The sequence below is a fragment of the Candidatus Binataceae bacterium genome (assembly GCA_035508495.1).
Classification (GTDB): domain Bacteria; phylum Desulfobacterota; class Binatia; order Binatales; family Binataceae; genus JASHPB01.
On record DATJMX010000057.1, the window covers coordinates 101,583 to 119,266 of the forward strand.

Genomic DNA, 17,684 nt, shown 5'->3' on the forward strand with positions numbered 1-17,684 from the left:
TGACGATGGAGGCGGCGCGGCTCTCGACTATGGCGCATCAGAAGCGGCTTCGCGTTGGCGTCCTGTTCGGCGGGCGCTCCAGCGAGCATGAAATCTCACTTCGCTCCGCGCTGACGGTGATGTCGGCGATGGATCCTGAAAAGTACGAGCTCGTTCCGATCGGAATCGATCGCGCGGGCAAATGGTTTCTCGAGCGGGACGCGCTGAAGGTGCTGGCCGAGAAGACCGAGCATCTCGGCGCGCTCGATTCCGAGGGCACGCAGGTCACGCTGCTGCCGCACAGCCGAGAGCTCGTCCCCGCGCACACGAATGAGAAATCGCTCGAGGTCGGCCGCCCTCAGCCGGGGCTCGGCCGCGCGCTCGATGTCGTATTTCCCGTTCTGCACGGCACGTATGGTGAAGATGGCACCGTGCAGGGATTGCTCGAGCTCGCGGGCGTCGCTTATGTCGGCGCGGGCGTGCTCGGCTCCGCGATCGGAATCGACAAGGACGCGCAGAAGCGACTGCTGCGCGACGCCGGCGTTCCCGTCGTTCGCTATCACGCGATCACTCGCGCTGAGTACGCCGACAAGCCGTCACTCGCGGCCAAGTATGCGCGCGATCTCGGCTATCCCGTTTTCGTGAAGCCCAACTCACTTGGATCGAGCGTTGGCGTCAGCAAAGTGAAGCAGCAGAGCGAGCTCCAGGCCGCGCTCGACGATGCTTTCAAATACGATCGCAAGGCGCTCATCGAAGAATCATGCGTAGGACGCGAGATCGAGCTGTCAGTTCTCGGCAACGATCATCCCGAGGCCTCGCTGCCCGGCGAGATCATCATCAAGGGCAGCCACGACTTTTACAGCTACGAATCGAAGTATGTCGACGAGCACGGCTCGGCGACGATCATCCCCGCCGACTTGCCAAAAGCCGCGGTTAAGAAGTTCCAGACGATCGCGATCGCCGCGTTCAAGGCGCTCGACCTGCGCGGGATGGCGCGCGTCGACTTTCTCGCCACTCGCGATCTCAAGAAAATCTACATCAACGAGGTCAACACGATCCCCGGCTTCACTTCGATCAGCATGTATCCCAAGCTGTGGGAGGTTTCGGGCCTGCCGCTGCCGAAGCTTATCGATCGGCTGATCGAGCTTGCGATCGAAGAGCACGGCGAACGCGCCGCGCTCAGCGTCACCTATCATCGGCGCAAGTGATGAAGCAGATTCTCGTCGCTACCACCAATCCCGCGAAGCTCGCGGAATATCGCTTGCTGCTCGGCGAGTTCGGCCTCGACGTGATTTCGCTGCGGACGCGCGGAATCTCCGAATCACCAGAAGAAACTGGCGCGACCTTCGAGGAGAACGCGCTCATTAAAGTGCGATTCTATTTCGAGCGCGCGAAGATGCCGACGATTGCCGACGACGGCGGCCTCGAAATCGACGCACTGGGCGGCGAGCCCGGCGTGAAGTCGCATCGATGGCTCGGCGGCGATCGCGAGAACACCGACGACGAGCTGGTCGCCGAAGTGATGCGCCGGATGCAGGGCGTTCCCGCCGCGCAGCGTACGGCGCGGCTCCGCGCCGCCGCGGTCGTCAAGTACGAATTCGATGGAATCGTGCGCGAATCGATCGCCGAGGCCGCGATCGAAGGCGTGATCGCCGCGCGCGCCTGGCCGGTGATTCGGCCCGGCTTCCCCTACCGCGCCGTGCTGTTCCTGCCCGATCGCAATCTGTTCCTGGGCCAGCTCGGTGAGGCCGACGAGGCGCATATCAGCCAGCGCCGCGAGTCGCTTTTGCGCCTGCGCCCCGACCTCGAACGGATAGCCACAACGCCGTGACGGCGCATATTATTTTGCAAATCGGCCAAGTAATATTTCTCCCACGGTGAAAGGAACGGCAAAGGGAAAATTAGTTGTTCTCCATCTCGCTGCACGCTACCCGTTCGCGGGCGTCGTGTGGCAACTGCTGCATCATTTAATTGGCTTCCGTCAGCTCGGCTTCGACGTTTACTACGTCGAGGACCATCGCGGTCACGTTTACGATCCCGACGCGATGTCGCTGGTCAACGATCCGACTAACAATCTCCGCCGGCTCGACGCGGTGCTAAGCCGCTATGGCTTCGCCGGTCGATGGTCGTTCCTGAATTCATATCGTGAAGAGTACGTCGGGATGCCGCGCGAGAAGTGCTTCGAGCTTCTGCGCGAGGCCGACGCCGTCATCAACCTGTGCGGCGCGACCGAGCCGCGCGAGGAGCACGAGAAGAGCCGCTGCCTGGTTTATCTCGAGAGCGATCCCGGGGTGTTCCAGCTCGAGCTCAAGCGCAAAATTCCGACCGCGATCCAGTTCGCGCGCCAGCACCAGCTCTTCTTCACGTACGCGCAGAATATCGGCGCGGCCGATTGCGTGCTGCCGGCCGCGGGAATCGATTGGCATGGCACGCGGCCGCCGGTGCTGCTCGATGAATGGCATCCGGGCATTGGTCCGGCGGAGCCCGCTAAGTTCACCACCGTCGGTACCTGGCGCAACAACGGCAGCGATATGGAAATCGCGGGACAGACCTACTACTGGTCCAAGCACGTGAACTTCTGCAAGATGCTCGACGTTGCCAAACGCGCCGGCCAGCCGATCGAGCTCGCAACCGATCTCAACTCGGGTCCCGACTATGAAACGGCGCTGGCCGGCGGCTTCAGCTTCTCGCCGGTCGTGCCGATGTCGCTCGATATCGATACCTATCGCAACTTCATCAGCTCGTCGCGCGGCGAGTTCACGGTCGCCAAGGACATTTATGTGCGGCCGCGCACGGGATGGTTCAGCGATCGCACGGTTTGCTATCTCGCGGCGGGACGCCCCGTCGTAACGCAGCGCACGGGCTTCGAGAAATTCGTGCCCGAAGGCGCAGGTCTGCTCGGCTTTGACGATTCCACCGAGGCGGTCGAAGCCATCAAGAAAATCAACTCGGACTATGCGCGCCATGCGCGCGCCGCACGCGAAATCGCCGCTGAATATTTCGACGCGCAAAAATTGCTTAGCCAAATCGCGGACACTATCGGATAAAGCATCGTGCCTTCAGCGCTGGAGAAATTTCTCGGTTTCGGAGACTTGCCGCTCCGCGTCTCGATCGGAATCGAAATTGTTTTTGTTTTGCTGCTGACGGCGTGCGCGGTTGCGGTTCGCAGCCGGCGCCGCTCGCTGAGCACGATGACGTTCATGCTGCTGGCAGGCAGCTTCTCGCTGAGTATCGCCACGCACCTGATAGTGAATCCGACCACCGCGCAGAAAGTCGGCACCGCGTCGGTTGCCACGCTCGCCTTCGGTCTCATCAGGCTCGGGCTCGAAGGAATCGACGCCCTGATGCGCCGGCGCAAGGCGCATTTCTCGACCATCTTCCGCGACCTGATCATGCTCGTGCTGTGGGGCACGGTGCTGATGGTCGTCGCGTACACCGACTTCGGTGTAAAGCCGACGCAGATTTTCACCGCCACAACGGTCTTCGCCGCGGTTATCGGTCTCGCGCTGCAGGAGACGATGAGCAACATTTTCAGCGGCCTCACGCTGCAAGTGCAGCGCCCGTTTGAGCCGGGCGACTGGGTTCGCACCGGCAATTATCTCGGCCGCGTGCGCGGAATCGGATGGCGCGCGACGACGATTATCACGCGCGGCAACCAGCGCCTCGAAGTTCCGAACTCCGTCATCGGAAAAGACGTGCTCGTCAGTTACGGCGAGGGAGCAATCAGCGACGAAGTCTCGATCGGCATCAGCTACGATGTCGCGCCGAATCGCGTACGCGAAGTGACGGCGCGCCTTCTGCACAACTCGCCGCATATCCTGAGGGATCCGCCGCCCGAGGTGCTGGCGTGGGAGTTTGGCGAGTCGGCGATCATTTATCGCATCAAGTATTGGCTCGACGACTATGGGCCGCAGGAGACTGTGCGCGACCACGTCGTGTCCAGCCTGTGGTACGCTCTGCGCCGCCATTCAATTGAAATTCCCTTTCCGATGCGCACGATCGAAATGCGTGAGCATCAATCGGCCAAGATTACGCGTGACGATGCGCGCCTGATCGCGGAGCTCCGCCGGGTCGATTTCCTGCGCGATCTCACCGAGGATGAAATCAAGGTGCTGTTGCCGACCGTGCAGGTGCGCGAGTTTGGCGCAGGCGAAACGATCGTCCGCCAAGGCGATGAAGGCGATTCGTTCTACATCATTCGCCGCGGCGTGGTCGAAGTGCTGGTGCGTGCTGATGACGCCTCGATGCGCCTCGTCAACACTCTTGGTCCGCCCTCGTTCGTGGGCGAAGCGGCGCTCATGACCGGCCAGCCGCGCAACGCGACCAATCGCGCCAAGACCGACGTCGAGGTGATCGAGATCGATCGCGAAGGCTTCACGCGCCTGTTCAAAGCGCATCCCGAAGCCGCCGAGCAGATGAGCGAAATCATCGCGACCCGCATGACGCAGCGCCTCGAAGCGATGGCGGCTGCCAGCGGCGAGAACGGTGGCGGCGGCGCGCGCCGCTGGCTAATGAACAAGATGCGCGAAATCTTCGACTTCTAGTTTTTTATTCTTCGGCGCCGATTGAAATAGCCTCGGCCGCGTCTGACGCCTCGGAGCGGAAGCCACACGCTGGCAGAGACCGCTAAGCGGTGCGGATGCAGCGTTGCCTCACCTTCTTCTCCACTGCACTTTGTTCATCTTTCTGTTGGTCTTAAGACATGCGTCGCTAACTTCAATGCTTCTTTGGGGTCTTCAAACGTCCTGAAGTGTCGCACTCGCTCCCGCCTTAAACATTGCCTCTTAAGATAATCTAAATAAGCTTTGTTTATTATAGAGACGTTTTAGTTATCGCCAGATATCGAGGCGAAACTTGACATTGGCTATCCTTCCGCTAGAACTATCAACGCTACGTTAATATTTGCGATTGAGATTTATGATGTGCCAATAAGACCATTACTGCGAATCAACGCGCAAAACTGACTGAGGAGGAGACAGTTGAAGACCTACGCCAAATTACGCAACATCGTGGCCACCGGATTAGTGATCGCCGTGCTGGGATTCAGCTCCGGCAGAGCTTCCGCTCAGGTTCTTTCAATTCTCGGGGGTCCACTGGAAAGCTGGAGCTCTTGCAGCGGAAGCCTGTGCATCGATGCACCGCCCCAGGGTCCTAACGGACTTGACGGTTCCGGCGGATGGGGATGGAACAACTCGACAAATCGTCCGGTGACGTCACTCAGGTTGGGCAAGAATGCGGTGCTCACCGTGACCGCGCTGCAGCCGACTCCGTGCAGCACTGGAACGATCACCCTGACCTATAGCTCCTATGACTTTACCTACGTAAGCAACGGCGACGGCGACGCCACTTGCACCAACCCGTTCGATCGGGGTGGCGTCATGACCTGCTGGTACCCTGATTTCGACCACACGGATAAGAGTGACGGCTTCACTTTCACGCCGCAGCATCTGAACCAGAATGCTCTCATCACGGCAACGGTCAATGCTTGCGGCCAGCAAGCGTCTGAGACGTTTCCGGTTTCCATTACCTTGTTCTAAGCAGCCTGTCTGATGAACCCGCGGGGCGAGATAACTCTCGCCCCGCGCTCGACCGATGCTCTTCGTCAACAGCCGCTCGCACCACTAATCGGGATGCACGTGATCCTGATGAGACTTCAGATCGAGATTCAGAAATCGACCTAACCCCTTCCCGCACGGGAAGGGGAACCAGGCGCGTAACTTTCAGAGTGAGTGTAAGTGACTATTGGTTATGCGACGCGGAGCAGCGCTTTCTGGAGTTCGCGGAGGTTGCGGACTGGGATCAGCTTGTCCACTGCGCGCGCGTATTGATTGATGGCGCTGTCGCCGGTGCCCCAGCGGGCGAGGTCTTCGGGATTCAGCCACACTACGCCGCGGCAGCTGCGGGCGATTTCGGCGAGCACGTCGGCGCGCGCGGGGCGGCGGTTGTTGCGTGCATCGCCCATGATCACGACCAGTGTCGAACGCGTCAGCAATCCTGCGCGGCGATCCCAGAGCTCGACCAGCACGCGGCCGAAATCGGAGCGCGCATAGAGATCGGGTGCGGGCTCCATCAGCAGATGTCCCGACTCGAACGTCGCTTCGCACAGATGATCGACAAACACGAAACTCCGCACGCGATGAAAGCATCCACGCGCTCCAGCTGTCAGCTCGAGCAGCAGCTCGGCGGCATAGCGGACCGAACCCGAGACGTCGGCGAGGATCACCAGATCGACGTGGCGCGGGCGGCGCGCGCGATGCTTCAGATCGATGAGAAGGCCGCCGCGCTGGGTTGCCGCGCGAATCGTGCGGCGCAGATCAATGCGTCCGCCGCGCGCGGTGCGCAAGCGGCGTCCAAGGCGAATCCTGAAACGGCGCACCAGCGGCGCGAGCGCTTCGCGCGCGGCCTCGTATTCGACAACGGTGTAGCGCTCGAACGGCATCCGCTCGAGTGCGCGCATCTGTGCTGCGCGATCCGCCTCGATTCCCGAATCCTCGTGACGATCCTCGCGGGCCTCGACGCCCTGCTCTGCGTGCTCGTTCTGCTGCGACGTCTCGCCTTCGCCCGCGCCCTCCTCGCGCGCTGCTTCGTCGCTGCCTGGTTTGGATTCTGCCTCGTGTTTCCCGCGCGATTTTCCGTCTTCGGGACGAGGCTTTGCCTGCGGCTCGACTGACACGGGATTCTCGCCGGGGCGGCCGCGGCCACTTGCCGCGGATACCGTTTGGCCGCTCTGGTCGGGATGTGTCCCGCGTTCACGAGGCGGCGCGCCGAAGTAGTTGTCGAAGGCCGAATCGAACGTCGCGCGGTCGGCCTCATCCTTTATAAGCGATGCGGCGAGCGCCTCGCGCATCGCGATACGTTCGAGCCCCGCGGCAACCACCGCGTTCATGGCATCGATCGACTCAGCGACGGAAATCCGGATATCGGCGCGCCGCAGTTCGTCGATAAACGTGATGAGGCGGTCACGCAGCGTTGTCATCGCGATCGCGTGGCGAGCGACGACGCTTTCGATTCGACCTTGGCGCGATCGTCTTCATGCTTGAGCAGGACGCTCAGCGCGCTGCGAATAGCTTCCGCATCGAGCTCGTTGACGCCGAGTTTGGCGAGCGCTCGCGCCCAGTCGAGTGTCTCCGCGATCGACGGCGGCTTATGCAGACCAAGCTTGCGGATCGCGCCGACGAATCGCGCCGCTTCCGCCGCCAGGCGCGCGTCGAGATCCGGCACCTTGAGCTCGATGATGCGGCGCTCCTGCTCAATCCCCGGAAAGTCGATGAACAGATGAAGGCATCGGCGGCGCAGCGCCTCCGACAGCTCGCGCGCGCGATTCGAGGTGAGCACAACTACAGGACGCTCGCGCGCCTTCAACGTGCCGAGCTCGGGGATGCTCACCTGGAAGTCCGAGAGCAGCTCGAGCAGAAACGCCTCGAACTCCTCGTCGGCCTTGTCGATTTCATCGATGAGCAGAACGACGGTGCGCGGCGCGGTAATCGCCTTGAGCAGCGGCCGCTCGAGGAGGTAGTCGCGCGAAAAAATGTGCTCGGACACCTGCTCCCACTTTTTGCCCTCGTCCTCGTCGGCTTGCAGGCGCAAAAGCTGTTTCTGATAGTTCCATTCGTAGAGCGCGCGCGCTTCGTCGAGGCCTTCGTAGCATTGCAGACGGATGAGATCAGTCGAGAGCGTCCCGGCGAGCACCTTGGCGATTTCAGTTTTGCCCGCGCCCGCAGGCCCTTCGATGAGCAGCGGCTTTTCGAGCACCAGCGCGAGAAAGATCGCCATCGTGACCCGCTCGTTGGTGACGTAGCGCGCGCGCGTCAGGCCCTCGGCGACAAATCCCCTGGTTACATCCATCAGCTACTCATAGCGCTTAAGAATCCCTCTCCCTGGTCAGAGAGAGGGGATTTCAGAGTCAGGGAGGGGACGGTAACATTTAGTTGACGGTTCACGACTTAGAGCGCTCAGAGCTCGCGGAGCATCTTGTATTGGCCGGGGCAGCCGATTGCTTTTTCGAATTCGGGGCTGCGCTTTTCATCCGCGATGCGAAAGCCCTGCTTCTGATAGGCGGTGATCGCCGGCGTATTGCCGATAAACACCGAGAGCTGAGCGACGCGCAATTTCTGCTCGCGGCCACGCTTGAAGATCTCTTCGAGCAGCATGTTCACCAGGCCCTTGCGGCGGAACTTCGGATCGCAGGCGACGTTCTCGACGATCCACGCGCCCTCTTCGTAATCATGCATGCACGACTCGAGCGGCATGAAGCGGGCGTTGATCGCGTCGATCTCGCCGCCCCAACCCATTTCGCGCGAAGCCTGATCGATCGCGGTGATAAGGTACTTCATGGTGGCGACTTTTGGATCGTAGCCCTCAAGCGCCGCAGCCGCGTGTCCATCGACTTCGGCGATGATGAAGTTAGACCATCGCGTCCACGAGAGCGGCTCTTCAGTCGCGGCCATCCGCGTCAACCATGCGAGGCAGTCGCGATCGTCGCGCGCGCACATAACATCCCACACGCCTCGCTTTACGTGGCCGCGCGCCGCGGCAAATTGCGCCCATCCGATGAAGGGGATGTCCTTGTCTGTGGCGTTTCGGATCCGGACGTTCATGGTCCCCTCCGGCAGGTCAGTCTTTGCGATTGGTCTTCGGATTTATTTTCGGCGCGCGGCGCTTTTCGAGAAAGAGGCGCGTGCGATGCTTGAGCCCGGTGTGCTCCGTGCGCGGCGTCGCGCGAACTTCGTCGGCGTAGGCCTGCAGCTCGTTCCACAGCCGCTCGATATCGAGACCGGCGTGCTCGGGCCGCAGGTCGTCGAGCGTGAGCATCGCTTGTGACAACAAGTTGATCGCGGCCTGTCGTCCGCCGCGCTCGAAGCGCAGATGGAGCGCCGCGGCGATCCGGTTAAACGCATCGATCATGGTCTTCAGCTCAGGCTCGGTATCGCGCCCGATAACCTCGAACCTCTCAGCCGCGCCGAAATAATCACCGCGATTGAAACTCGCGATCGCATCTTCGAGCGTGGGCGTTTTGACTTCGTTCGCCAAGCTCTGTCTCGCGGCTTTCAGAGAATTTCCTTTTCCTCGACGGCGCGGTAGTCGGCTTCGCTGAGCGCCTGAGCCTTGCGCGAACCGTAGCGCTCGTAGAGCTCGAACAGGCTCGACTTGTGCGGGCGCGCCTTGCCGAGCGGGCACTTCTGCCAGTCGTCGAGCGACTCGTCGCAGTAGCCCATGCGATTTTCGCCGCACTTGGGCTGCAGGAAGATAGCGATCTCGGGCAGCTTGCGTCTGATCTCGGTGCGCATCAACGCGACCATGCGCCGGATTTCCCATTGCGCGCGCAAACACAGACGCAGATCGCAGATGTGCAGCATCTCGGCAAAGTTCACCATTACGTGGAAGTTCGTCGGCGCGGCGTTGGGCAGCACGAAGCGCGCGTCCTCCGCTGGGATGCCGGCCTTGAGCGCCTTCGCGTAGAGCTCCGACGTGCGTGACAGCAGCTCGTCGAATTCGTTATCGAGACCGGCGCGCGTCCACGAATTGGGAAGCACGAACGCGAGCTTGTCCTCTTTGAATTTCACGTAGCGCTGGCTCTGCTGCTCGAAGCTGATCCCGATGCGATGACGCACGAACTGATGCGACAGCGAGCGCGAGACGTTGGCGATCGCGAACCAGAACACGATCTGCTCGAGCGGCGAGGCGTGGCCGGTTTTGAGCCGCTCGCCGATGAATTCGCGGATTTTTTCGCGGCTGATTTTTTCGCTCTCGATCTTCTGCCAGATCTCGATTGGCGTGTCGGATGAATAGCAGGTGCGGAACGCGGCGTAGAGCTTTTCGAGCGGCGCGCTCGCAAAGTCGATTAGTTTCACCTGCATCGTGGCCTGATTGTTCACCGCGTCGTGACCTCCCCGGAATCGCGCGCGACCGCGCCCTCGTCCTTATCTTATGACATCGCGGCGTCGAACTGCATCGGGGGAGCGCGACGGTTATCGACATTTGCGCGTGATTTGTAAGACCGGCGCGATTGCGCGACTATCTGCGGCGGAGGGCATGCCGATGAAGCTGTTCACCTTCACCACCAGTCCCTACGCGCGCAAGGTTCGGATCGCACTCGACTACAAGGGCGTCGCGTATGAGCCAGTCGAGCGATGCTACTCGCTCGATCGCAAGGAGGACCTGCGCGATGCGAGCATCCGCGCCGAGGTCCCGGTGCTGGTCCTCGACGACGGCCGCACCATCGTCGATTCGACGATCATCTGCGAGTACATCGAGGAGACGCATCCGAAGCCGCCGCTTCATCCTTCCGATCCTTACGAGCGGGCGCGGATGCGCTCGATCGAGGACTTGTGCGATCGCGCGTTCGATGCGGTCGCTTACGGCTACTTCATCGGGACGCTGCGGGCCGACGCTCCCGAATCATGGAAGATGCGCACGCTCGCGAAGGAAGAATACGAGAGCCTGCTGGGCCAGCTCGAGCACGAGCTCGGCACTCGCGAGTTTTTCTGCGGCGCGCTCAGCATCGCGGATATCGCGGCGGTCTGCCACGTGCCGACCGTGCGTGCAATGGCGATCGATCTTGCGCAGTTCCCCGGCCTGCTCAAGTGGATGAAGCGGATGCGCGCGGTCCCGGCGGTCGAAGCCGACCTCAAGCGGATGCGCGAGCAGATGTCGCACATGACGAGCATTGCGTCGGAGCTCGAAGGCCCGGACGGCAAAATCCACTGGCGCGACAGCCGCCTCGAATGGCCCGTGCGTCACGGCTTCATCGATTTCGTCGCGCGCGAGTTCCACGCCGGCAAGATGATGTTTCCGCCCGACGGTGCGTGAGATGGGGCGGCGTCGATACTGACGAAAGGTGGCGCGGAAGCCGCGCAATCAGTGGCGGGCAGGGACGCCCACCCCACTGTTTTTTTCAGTCAGTCAAAAAGACAAGACCGTCATCCCGAGCGCAAGAGTTCCGTCATCCCGAGAGCTTGGTGATGTTCTTGTGGACCGCCCTGGAACATCAGTGCGCGTCGACGGGGAGGTTGCGGATGTCGCGCTTCAGGAAGAGAAAGGTCGGCACCATCAGCGCCATCAGGACGGCCAGCATCCGGTAGATGTCGTTGAATGACAGCATCATCGCCTGGCGCTGGACGAGGCCGTAGAGCATCGCCATCCCGTGCCGCTCGCCCATCGCGAACTGCTGGGCCAGGCTCATCGCCGCGCCCGGCATCCTCATGTGCGGCAGCGAAAAGACCGACACGTGCTCGACTAGATAGCTCTGCTGCACCTGCTGGCGATGGATCAGCAGCGTCGTCAGGTATGACGTTCCGATCGCGGCGCCCAAGTTGCGCGTGACGGAATAGAGCGACGCCGCGCGCTGCATCTTGTATTTTTCCATCGAGCCGAGCGCGGCGGCCGAGAGGCTCGGGAACACGAGGCCGGTGCCCACGCCCTGGATGACCATCGGCCAGATAATCCTGAACGAATCCGAGGCGAGGTTGAGCCCCGCCATCTCCCACATCGCGAATCCGACGAGGATGAAACCGATTCCGACCAGGGGCCGCGTGTCGAGGCCATGGCGCGCGAGAATGCCCAAGATGATCATGGCGAACATCGTGCCGAAGCCGCGTGGCGCCATGACCAATCCAGCTTTCGAGGCCGTGTAGCCAAGCACCTCCTGCAGGAAGATCGGGTTCAGGATCGCGGTGCCATAAAGCGTGAACGTTAAAAAGATGACGAGCGTCACCGGCAAGGTAAAACTGGCTTTTTCGAGGATGCTGAGGTCGATGACCGGATCCTCGATTCGCAACTCATGCCAGATCAGCACCACCAGCGAGATGATCGCGATCGCCGTGCAATACACGACCCAGGAGCTGTGGAACCAGTCCGCGCGCTCGCCGCGATCGAGCACGATCTCGCCGACGCCGAGCGTGATGAACAGGCACGCGATACCGATGAAATCGATCTTACCCTTGCGGCGCTCGCGCATGTACGAGGGATCGTCGACGAACCGGAACACCATGAACATCGCGAGCGAGCCGATCGGCACGTTGATGTAAAAGTTCCAGCGCCAGCTCCATGCGTCAGTGATCCATCCGCCAATGGTAGGGCCCATGATCGGCGCGACCATCATGCCGATGCCCCACACCGCCATCGCCATCGCCTGCTCGCGTGGCGGGAAGGTCTCCATCAGGATCGCCTGCGACAGCGGCATCATCGCAGCGCCCGCCGCCCCCTGCATCAGGCGAAAAAAAACGATCTGATTGAGCGACTGCGCGACGCCGCATAGCGCGGACGAGATTACGAACATCGCAATCGAGAAGATGAAATAGCGCTTGCGCCCGAAGCGCTCGGCGATCCATCCGGTGAGCGGGATCATGATACCGGCGGCGACGAGGTACGAGGTTACGACCCACGCGATTTCATCGACGCTCGCCGAGAAGCTGCCCTGCATGTGCGGCAGCGATACGTTGACGATCGAGCTATCGAGCACCTCGAGCACGGTGCCCAGCATGACCGAGAACGCAATGATCCATTTGCGCGTCGAGGAAAAGTCGTGGGCGTCATGCGCGGCGGCGGCCGGAATCGGTTTGGCAGCGGCGCTCATGGCAGCGCTACGCTACAAATACCGAGTCAAGGATGCAAAGACCGAGGCCGTCGATTTGGTCAGCCGCAAATCTCAGCGCATCGGAATTGCGACGAACAAATCGCTTACTGAGGTTGCACTATCACTGGCGCCGGCGCCGGTTGCACGACGACCGGGGCGGGCGCGCTCGCAGGATGTTGCGTCGAGTAGCTGCAGGAGAAGCAGCCGGTAGCCGTCATGCAGACTGCGAACACCAGGAAGAAGCGGGTAAAAGCGTGCAGCATAATTAAAACGCTATGCACTCCGCACGATGAGGGCAAATTTGAGCGGGACTCCCATAATGGTTGGGTTGACTTGGTCGCGAGGATTCGCAAAGTGGAATCCGGGGGCGCACTACGGAGGCAGCCATGGATAGCAATAAGCCGATCGATATCGAAAAAGCCCGAAATACCGCGGAGCAGATTTTCGGCTTGCTCGGCGGCGCCCTTACTTCCGGCATGATCTATCTTGGCGATCGGATGGGGCTTTATCGCGCCCTAAACAAGGCCGGCGATCTCACCAGCGAAGACCTCGCGCGTAAGACAGGACTGCACGAGCGATGAGTTCGCGAATGGCTGTACCAGCAAGCCTCCGCAAATCTGATCGATTACAAAGGCGAGGGACGCTTCGCGCTGAGCGCCGAAACCGCGCTGGTCCTTGCCGAGGAGAACAGCCCTTTTTTCCTGGCCGGCGGATTTTGCGCCATTCCGCAGCAGATGGGGCTACTGAATCATCTACCGGAATCGTTCAAAAGCGGTCTCGGCCTCAGTTACGACCAATTCGGTCCCGAGGTGAATCAAGGGGTCGAGCGGTTGCTCGCGCCGTGGTTCCGTACGCAGCTCGTGCCCAGCGCACTGCCGAAGCTCGATGGCGTCGTGGCGAAACTCGAAGCGGGAGCGAAAGTTGCGGACGTCGGATGCGGCAGCGGAGTCGCGATCATCGAGATGGCGAAGGCTTTTCCGCGTTCGAAATTCCACGGCTATGACATCGCGAAAATTCCGCTCAAGCGGGCGGCGGACCACATCAAAGAAGCGCGGCTCTCGAATGTCGCGCTGCACGACGCAAGTGTCGATGGACTGCCGGCTGATGCGAGCTTCGATCTGATCACGACCTTCGATTGTCTGCACGACATGACGCGGCCCGACCTCGTGATGCACGCGATCCGCAAAGCGATCAAACCCGACGGTACGTGGCTGATCGCCGACGTTCATGGGATGCCGACCTTCGAGCAGAACCTGCGCGAGAATCCGCTCGCACCGGTGATGTATGGATTCTCCGTCCTGTGCTGCATGTCGTCGGCGCTCTCCCAGCCCGACGGCCTCGGACTCGGAACGCTCGGTTTTCCGGAGCCAGTCGCGCGCAAGATGACTTCCGAGGCGGGCTTCAAACGCTTCCAGCCCAAGGATTTCGATAACCCGATCAACGCCTACTACGAGGTGCGCCCCTAGCAGGCTGTCGATGCTTCGTCAGCTCTGATCGGTGGGCGCGAGGATGAGTTCGCCGCCATCGGCGACGAAAGTCTGTCCGGTTGCGTAGCTGCCTGCGGTGCTCGCGAGGTAAAGCGCGAGGCCTGCGATCTCTTCGGGCTCGGCCACGCGCCGCATCGGGTTGGGATAGCGTCCCGATTTTTCGACCATCTTGACCAGTCCGTCGGCCATCTCGGTGCGCACGAGACCGGGCGCGATACAGTTGACCCGGATCTTGTGGCGCGCCCATTCCTTCGCGCATACCTGCGCCAGCGTGATCAGAGCGCCTTTGCTCACCGAATACGCGCCGATGCCGAAGCTCGGCCGAATTCCCTCATTCGAGGTAATGTGAATCACCGAACCGCCCCCGCGTGATTTCATCGAGGGCATGCACAGGCTCGAGAGGACAAACGGGGCCTTGATGTTCACCTTCATCACGAGATCCCAGTCAGCGCTGGAGGTTCTGGCGATTGGACCATAGGCGGACGCGGTCGCGGCGTTGTTGACGAGGATATCGACGCCGCCGAAGGTCGTGACCGTCTCGTCGACGAGGCGCTTCCAATCGGTCTCGCTCGCCATGTCCGCCACGAGCGCGATACATCGGCGGCCCGTCGCTTCGATTTCGGCGCGGGCCTTGTCGAGCGCTTCGCGCCCGCGCGCCGCTATCGCGATATCGGCGCCATGCTCGGCGAGCGTGACCGCGATCGCCTTGCCGATTCCCTTCGAGCCACCCGTGACGATCGCGACTTTGCCCGTGACCGAAAAATCGACTTTCATCTGCTGCGACCCTTATTTTGCGTTGGCTAACTGGCTGAGAGTCCCCAGGCCCTGCTTGGCGAGATCGGGCCGCACGATTTCGATCGGATCGCGGAGGTCATCGACGTAACCGAGTGAGTACGCCCCGAGCTGATAGCCGATAAGCCGCAGCAAATCGACGGGCAGCGTGCGCGCGATCTCGATCGGCAGCGACAGGTACTGATTCTCTTCCTGTCTCAACCACGAGACGTTGTATTGAATCGTGATACCGACGCGCGTCGCGTCCGATTGATTCGCGCCGGCGCCGTGATAAGTCGTTCCGGCGTACATCAGCAGCGAGCCCTTGCGCATTTCCGCGGGCACAGTGTCCGCCGCAGTGAGCTGCAGCCGATCGTCGAACCTGTGACTTCCAGGAACGATTCGGGTCGCGCCGTTTTCGGCGGTGAAGTCGGTCATGGCCCACATCGTGGCGAGCGAGATCGGATAGTCCTTCGGAAATGGAAACATGTCCCAGGCCCATTGATCGCGATGAATTATCTGCGCCGGCTCTCCAACTCCCACCGCGATCACCTGCGAAACGTGCATCTGGTAGCTGCGCGCGTGACTGAAATACTTTTTGGCGGCGCCGAGCACCAGAGGATTCATCACCAGCTCGCGGCCGTGCGGCGAACGCGCGACCAGTCCGCCTGTGCGTCGCGTACGCCGTCCCGTGAACGAATCGTCGCCGAGGGGAGTCTTATCCATCCAGGGTCGCATCTCGGCAGCGACCTGGTCCATGAAATCCGGCGCGACAGCGCGATCGACGATGACGGCCCCGGCGCTCTCGATGGCGGCCAATATATCTTCGCAAGTCGTGTCAGCTTCAAGATGCGGAATAGTCATCGGCGCACCTCCATCAGGGATTGATATCACTGACTAGTCAGATCGAGCTAACGATGCACGAAGGTCAATTGAATATCGAGCGCAGCCGGAGTAATTTGTCGTCAGCCGATCAGGCGGCTACCTGTCCGCGGAGAGGGCCTAGCCCACCACAGTTATACAAGTTCACGTAACTCTTCTGCCCGTTAGCGGACGCCGGGCGCGGAGGAAGGGTTATGTCTACGAGTCAAGTTCCCGCCAAAGTCCTGCCCGCGCATCCGAGCGAAGAGCATCTTCGCAAGGAAGCCAAGCGCCTCTCGCGCGACGAAGGCATCCAGCTCGCCGCCGCACAGCGCCAGCTCGCGCACGATTACGGCTATAAGAATTGGGCCGCGCTGATCGCGATGGTCCAGGGGATACCAGCCAGCGGAGGCAGCAACGGCGATGACGATCCGTCGCAGCCAGCCGCTCCGCCTCCGGCGCAGGACAGCGGTGGCAATCTTCGTCTGCCGCTGATCGCGTTGCGCGAGTTGGTCGCATTCCCTCACGTCTCCTACCCAATTTTTGTGGGACGCTCGAAATCGATTGCGGCGGTATCGTCTGCCGAGCAGCGACGGATCCCCTTGGTCATGGTGACGCAGAAGGATGGGCACGAGGAGGACCTTTCAAAAGCTGAAATCTACGAGCTTGGCGTTATCGGATCGATCACCCGACTGCTGCGTCTGCCCGATGGGACGATAAAGATGATGGTCGAAGCAAAGCGCCGCGTATGCGTCAGCGGCGTCACACTTCAGGATGGTTTCTTTTCAGCGGAGGCGAAAGAAATCGAAGAAACTGTAGTCAGTTCCGAACGGATAGTGGATCTTCTCAAAGATGTGATTTCCGCTCTTACTGACAAGCGACTCAAGATTGCCGACGAGCTTAACAACGAGATCCTGCCGGTCTCAGCAACGACAGATGACGGCGCCGCAGTGATCTCAGACCGAATCGCGAGCGAATTACGGATGGACCTGGAGTCGAAGCAGGAGCTGCTCGAAACCCTCGATCCTGCGGTGCGACTCGAGAAGCTGCTCGCACATCTGCGAGCCGAAAGCTGAGGCGGCGATCCTCTTCGCCAGAATCGCTCTTTCGGGAGCGCGCAAAGACCTGTATCTGAAATCCCGATGGGGTCTGGCGAAGAGGATTCCGCGCACGAGGCGCGCGCTGCGGGACTCACGCAGCTTCCGAATGCGCTCAGCGCGTCGCGCTTTGTGCTCGCCGGCATCTGGATCGCGCTCGTTGCGCGGGGTGTCGCGCCGCGCGCGCCCTATATCGCGCTGGTGCTCGGGGCGTGGGCTACAGACTATCTCGATGGACAACTGGCGCGCCGCTTCGATGTCGCGAGCGGCCTCGGTCGTTGGCTCGATGCGATCGCGGACGTGACCTTTGTGCTCGCCGCGATCGTCTCGGGCGCGGCGCTGGGCGCCGTTCCGTATTACATCCCGTTTCTGATTGCGGCGTCGTTCACGCAGTATGCTGTCGATTCGACATTGATCGCGCGCGCGGGAAGCGGTCCGATTCGCAGCCGCCTCGGCCATCTCGGTGGCATGATCAACTATGCGATCGTGATCGTGCTCGCGGTGATGCCGCCGCCTGCTCTGCCGGGCCTGATACTAAAAGATATTTGTCCGCTGATTGCGATCTTATATATTGCCGCGATGTCCGAACGCGCGTGGCTCTTGTATCGATCGCGATGAAACCGAATCACTCTCGACTTGGAATCGTGTAAAGCTTTCCGAGTTGGGAAACCTTACCGCGAGGCCATCGTGCACGCGCCGGGATTCGTCGCACCCAGCGCCGCGAACTGATTTGAGCCCTGATTTTGCGCGTACTTTTCCTGGCTATCGATCGAAGTGTGAACATCTACTGAAGTACAGATTCCAAACACTCTGCAACAGCCGGCGAAGAGCACGATCGATGCAAACACGCACAGAATCGAGGCAAATACGCATAGAATCTTGATCATGGGCGACCTCCGCCGGCGCTCTCCGGGC

At 61.1% G+C, this 17,684-nt stretch carries 20 protein-coding genes; 11 read left to right on the forward strand and 9 right to left on the reverse strand.

The genetic code is table 11. The annotated features are described in order from the left end of the window. The first annotated feature begins 5 nt into the window (after positions 1-5). From VMA09_18415 to VMA09_18440, 6 genes are all read left to right on the forward strand, one after another. Positions 6-1,187: a D-alanine--D-alanine ligase family protein gene (locus VMA09_18415; GenBank protein HUA35590.1), complete on the forward strand. Its 1,182-nt coding sequence runs from the start codon at positions 6-8 to the stop codon at positions 1,185-1,187. After that, on the forward strand, positions 1,187-1,810 hold the full coding sequence (locus VMA09_18420; protein ID HUA35591.1) for a non-canonical purine NTP pyrophosphatase: 624 nt from the start codon (positions 1,187-1,189) through the stop codon (positions 1,808-1,810). The genes VMA09_18415 and VMA09_18420 overlap by 1 nt, the downstream gene beginning before the upstream one ends. A 46-nt stretch (positions 1,811-1,856) precedes the next feature. After that, positions 1,857-3,026 carry a glycosyltransferase gene (locus tag VMA09_18425; protein ID HUA35592.1) on the forward strand — a complete coding sequence of 390 codons (1,170 nt, stop codon included), beginning with the start codon at positions 1,857-1,859 and terminating at the stop codon, positions 3,024-3,026. Positions 3,027-3,032: 6 nt separating this feature from the next. Then, on the forward strand, positions 3,033-4,523 hold the full coding sequence (locus tag VMA09_18430; protein HUA35593.1) for a mechanosensitive ion channel family protein: 1,491 nt from the start codon (positions 3,033-3,035) through the stop codon (positions 4,521-4,523). A gap of 435 nt (positions 4,524-4,958) precedes the next feature. Next, a complete protein-coding gene (locus VMA09_18435) occupies positions 4,959-5,516 on the forward strand; it encodes a hypothetical protein (protein HUA35594.1) in 558 nt (185 codons plus the stop codon). Positions 5,517-5,528: 12 nt separating this feature from the next. After that, entirely contained in the window at positions 5,529-5,660 is a 132-nt protein-coding gene (locus VMA09_18440; protein HUA35595.1) for a hypothetical protein, read from the forward strand. A 65-nt stretch (positions 5,661-5,725) separates the two neighbouring features. Here VMA09_18440 and VMA09_18445 read toward each other — a convergent pair whose 3' ends face one another. The 5 genes from VMA09_18445 to thyX form a co-directional block, all read right to left on the reverse strand. Continuing rightward, positions 5,726-6,955, reverse strand: a complete 1,230-nt coding sequence (locus VMA09_18445) for a VWA domain-containing protein (protein HUA35596.1) — start codon at positions 6,953-6,955, stop codon at positions 5,726-5,728. Continuing rightward, positions 6,952-7,824 carry a MoxR family ATPase gene (locus VMA09_18450; GenBank protein HUA35597.1) on the reverse strand — a complete coding sequence of 291 codons (873 nt, stop codon included), beginning with the start codon at positions 7,822-7,824 and terminating at the stop codon, positions 6,952-6,954. Before VMA09_18450 ends, VMA09_18445 begins: the two co-directional genes overlap by 4 nt. Positions 7,825-7,931: 107 nt before the next feature. Then, entirely contained in the window at positions 7,932-8,576 is a 645-nt protein-coding gene (locus tag VMA09_18455; protein HUA35598.1) for a GNAT family N-acetyltransferase, read from the reverse strand. Positions 8,577-8,592: 16 nt separating this feature from the next. Then, the gene (locus VMA09_18460; GenBank protein HUA35599.1) at positions 8,593-9,009 is read right to left on the reverse strand and encodes a hypothetical protein; all 417 of its coding nucleotides are present in this window, start codon (positions 9,007-9,009) and stop codon (positions 8,593-8,595) included. Between the two features lie 17 nt (positions 9,010-9,026). Then, positions 9,027-9,854, reverse strand: coding sequence for an FAD-dependent thymidylate synthase (gene thyX / locus VMA09_18465; protein HUA35600.1), 828 nt, complete (start codon positions 9,852-9,854; stop codon positions 9,027-9,029). A 163-nt stretch (positions 9,855-10,017) separates the two neighbouring features. On the opposite strand from thyX, the gene VMA09_18470 reads away from it, so the two are divergent. After that, positions 10,018-10,788, forward strand: a complete 771-nt coding sequence (locus VMA09_18470; GenBank protein ID HUA35601.1) for a glutathione S-transferase family protein — start codon at positions 10,018-10,020, stop codon at positions 10,786-10,788. A gap of 178 nt (positions 10,789-10,966) precedes the next feature. Here the strand turns inward: VMA09_18470 and VMA09_18475 are convergent, their stop codons facing one another. Continuing rightward, complete coding sequence (locus tag VMA09_18475; protein HUA35602.1) at positions 10,967-12,553, reverse strand: DHA2 family efflux MFS transporter permease subunit; 1,587 nt, start codon at positions 12,551-12,553, stop codon at positions 10,967-10,969. A 386-nt stretch (positions 12,554-12,939) separates the two neighbouring features. Here VMA09_18475 and VMA09_18480 point away from each other — a divergent pair, with 386 nt between their 5' ends. Both VMA09_18480 and VMA09_18485 read left to right on the forward strand, forming a co-directional pair. Continuing rightward, positions 12,940-13,134 (forward strand): hypothetical protein, encoded by a 195-nt coding sequence (locus VMA09_18480; GenBank protein ID HUA35603.1) that lies wholly within the window; start codon positions 12,940-12,942, stop codon positions 13,132-13,134. Between the two features lie 153 nt (positions 13,135-13,287). Further along, positions 13,288-14,019: a class I SAM-dependent methyltransferase gene (locus VMA09_18485; GenBank protein ID HUA35604.1), complete on the forward strand. Its 732-nt coding sequence runs from the start codon at positions 13,288-13,290 to the stop codon at positions 14,017-14,019. Positions 14,020-14,037: 18 nt separating this feature from the next. Here the strand turns inward: VMA09_18485 and VMA09_18490 are convergent, their stop codons facing one another. Both VMA09_18490 and VMA09_18495 read right to left on the reverse strand, forming a co-directional pair. Further along, positions 14,038-14,814: an SDR family oxidoreductase gene (locus VMA09_18490; GenBank protein HUA35605.1), complete on the reverse strand. Its 777-nt coding sequence runs from the start codon at positions 14,812-14,814 to the stop codon at positions 14,038-14,040. Between the two features lie 12 nt (positions 14,815-14,826). Next, complete coding sequence (locus tag VMA09_18495) at positions 14,827-15,675, reverse strand: phytanoyl-CoA dioxygenase family protein (protein HUA35606.1); 849 nt, start codon at positions 15,673-15,675, stop codon at positions 14,827-14,829. A 212-nt stretch (positions 15,676-15,887) separates the two neighbouring features. Here VMA09_18495 and VMA09_18500 point away from each other — a divergent pair, with 212 nt between their 5' ends. Together VMA09_18500 and VMA09_18505 are read left to right on the forward strand one after the other, a co-directional pair. Further along, positions 15,888-16,748 (forward strand): LON peptidase substrate-binding domain-containing protein, encoded by an 861-nt coding sequence (locus VMA09_18500; protein ID HUA35607.1) that lies wholly within the window; start codon positions 15,888-15,890, stop codon positions 16,746-16,748. Positions 16,749-16,814: 66 nt separating this feature from the next. After that, positions 16,815-17,387, forward strand: coding sequence for a CDP-alcohol phosphatidyltransferase family protein (locus tag VMA09_18505; protein HUA35608.1), 573 nt, complete (start codon positions 16,815-16,817; stop codon positions 17,385-17,387). Positions 17,388-17,440: 53 nt separating this feature from the next. On the opposite strand, the gene VMA09_18510 is transcribed toward VMA09_18505, so the two are convergent. Further along, positions 17,441-17,656 (reverse strand): hypothetical protein, encoded by a 216-nt coding sequence (locus VMA09_18510; protein HUA35609.1) that lies wholly within the window; start codon positions 17,654-17,656, stop codon positions 17,441-17,443. Positions 17,657-17,684 lie beyond the last annotated feature (28 nt).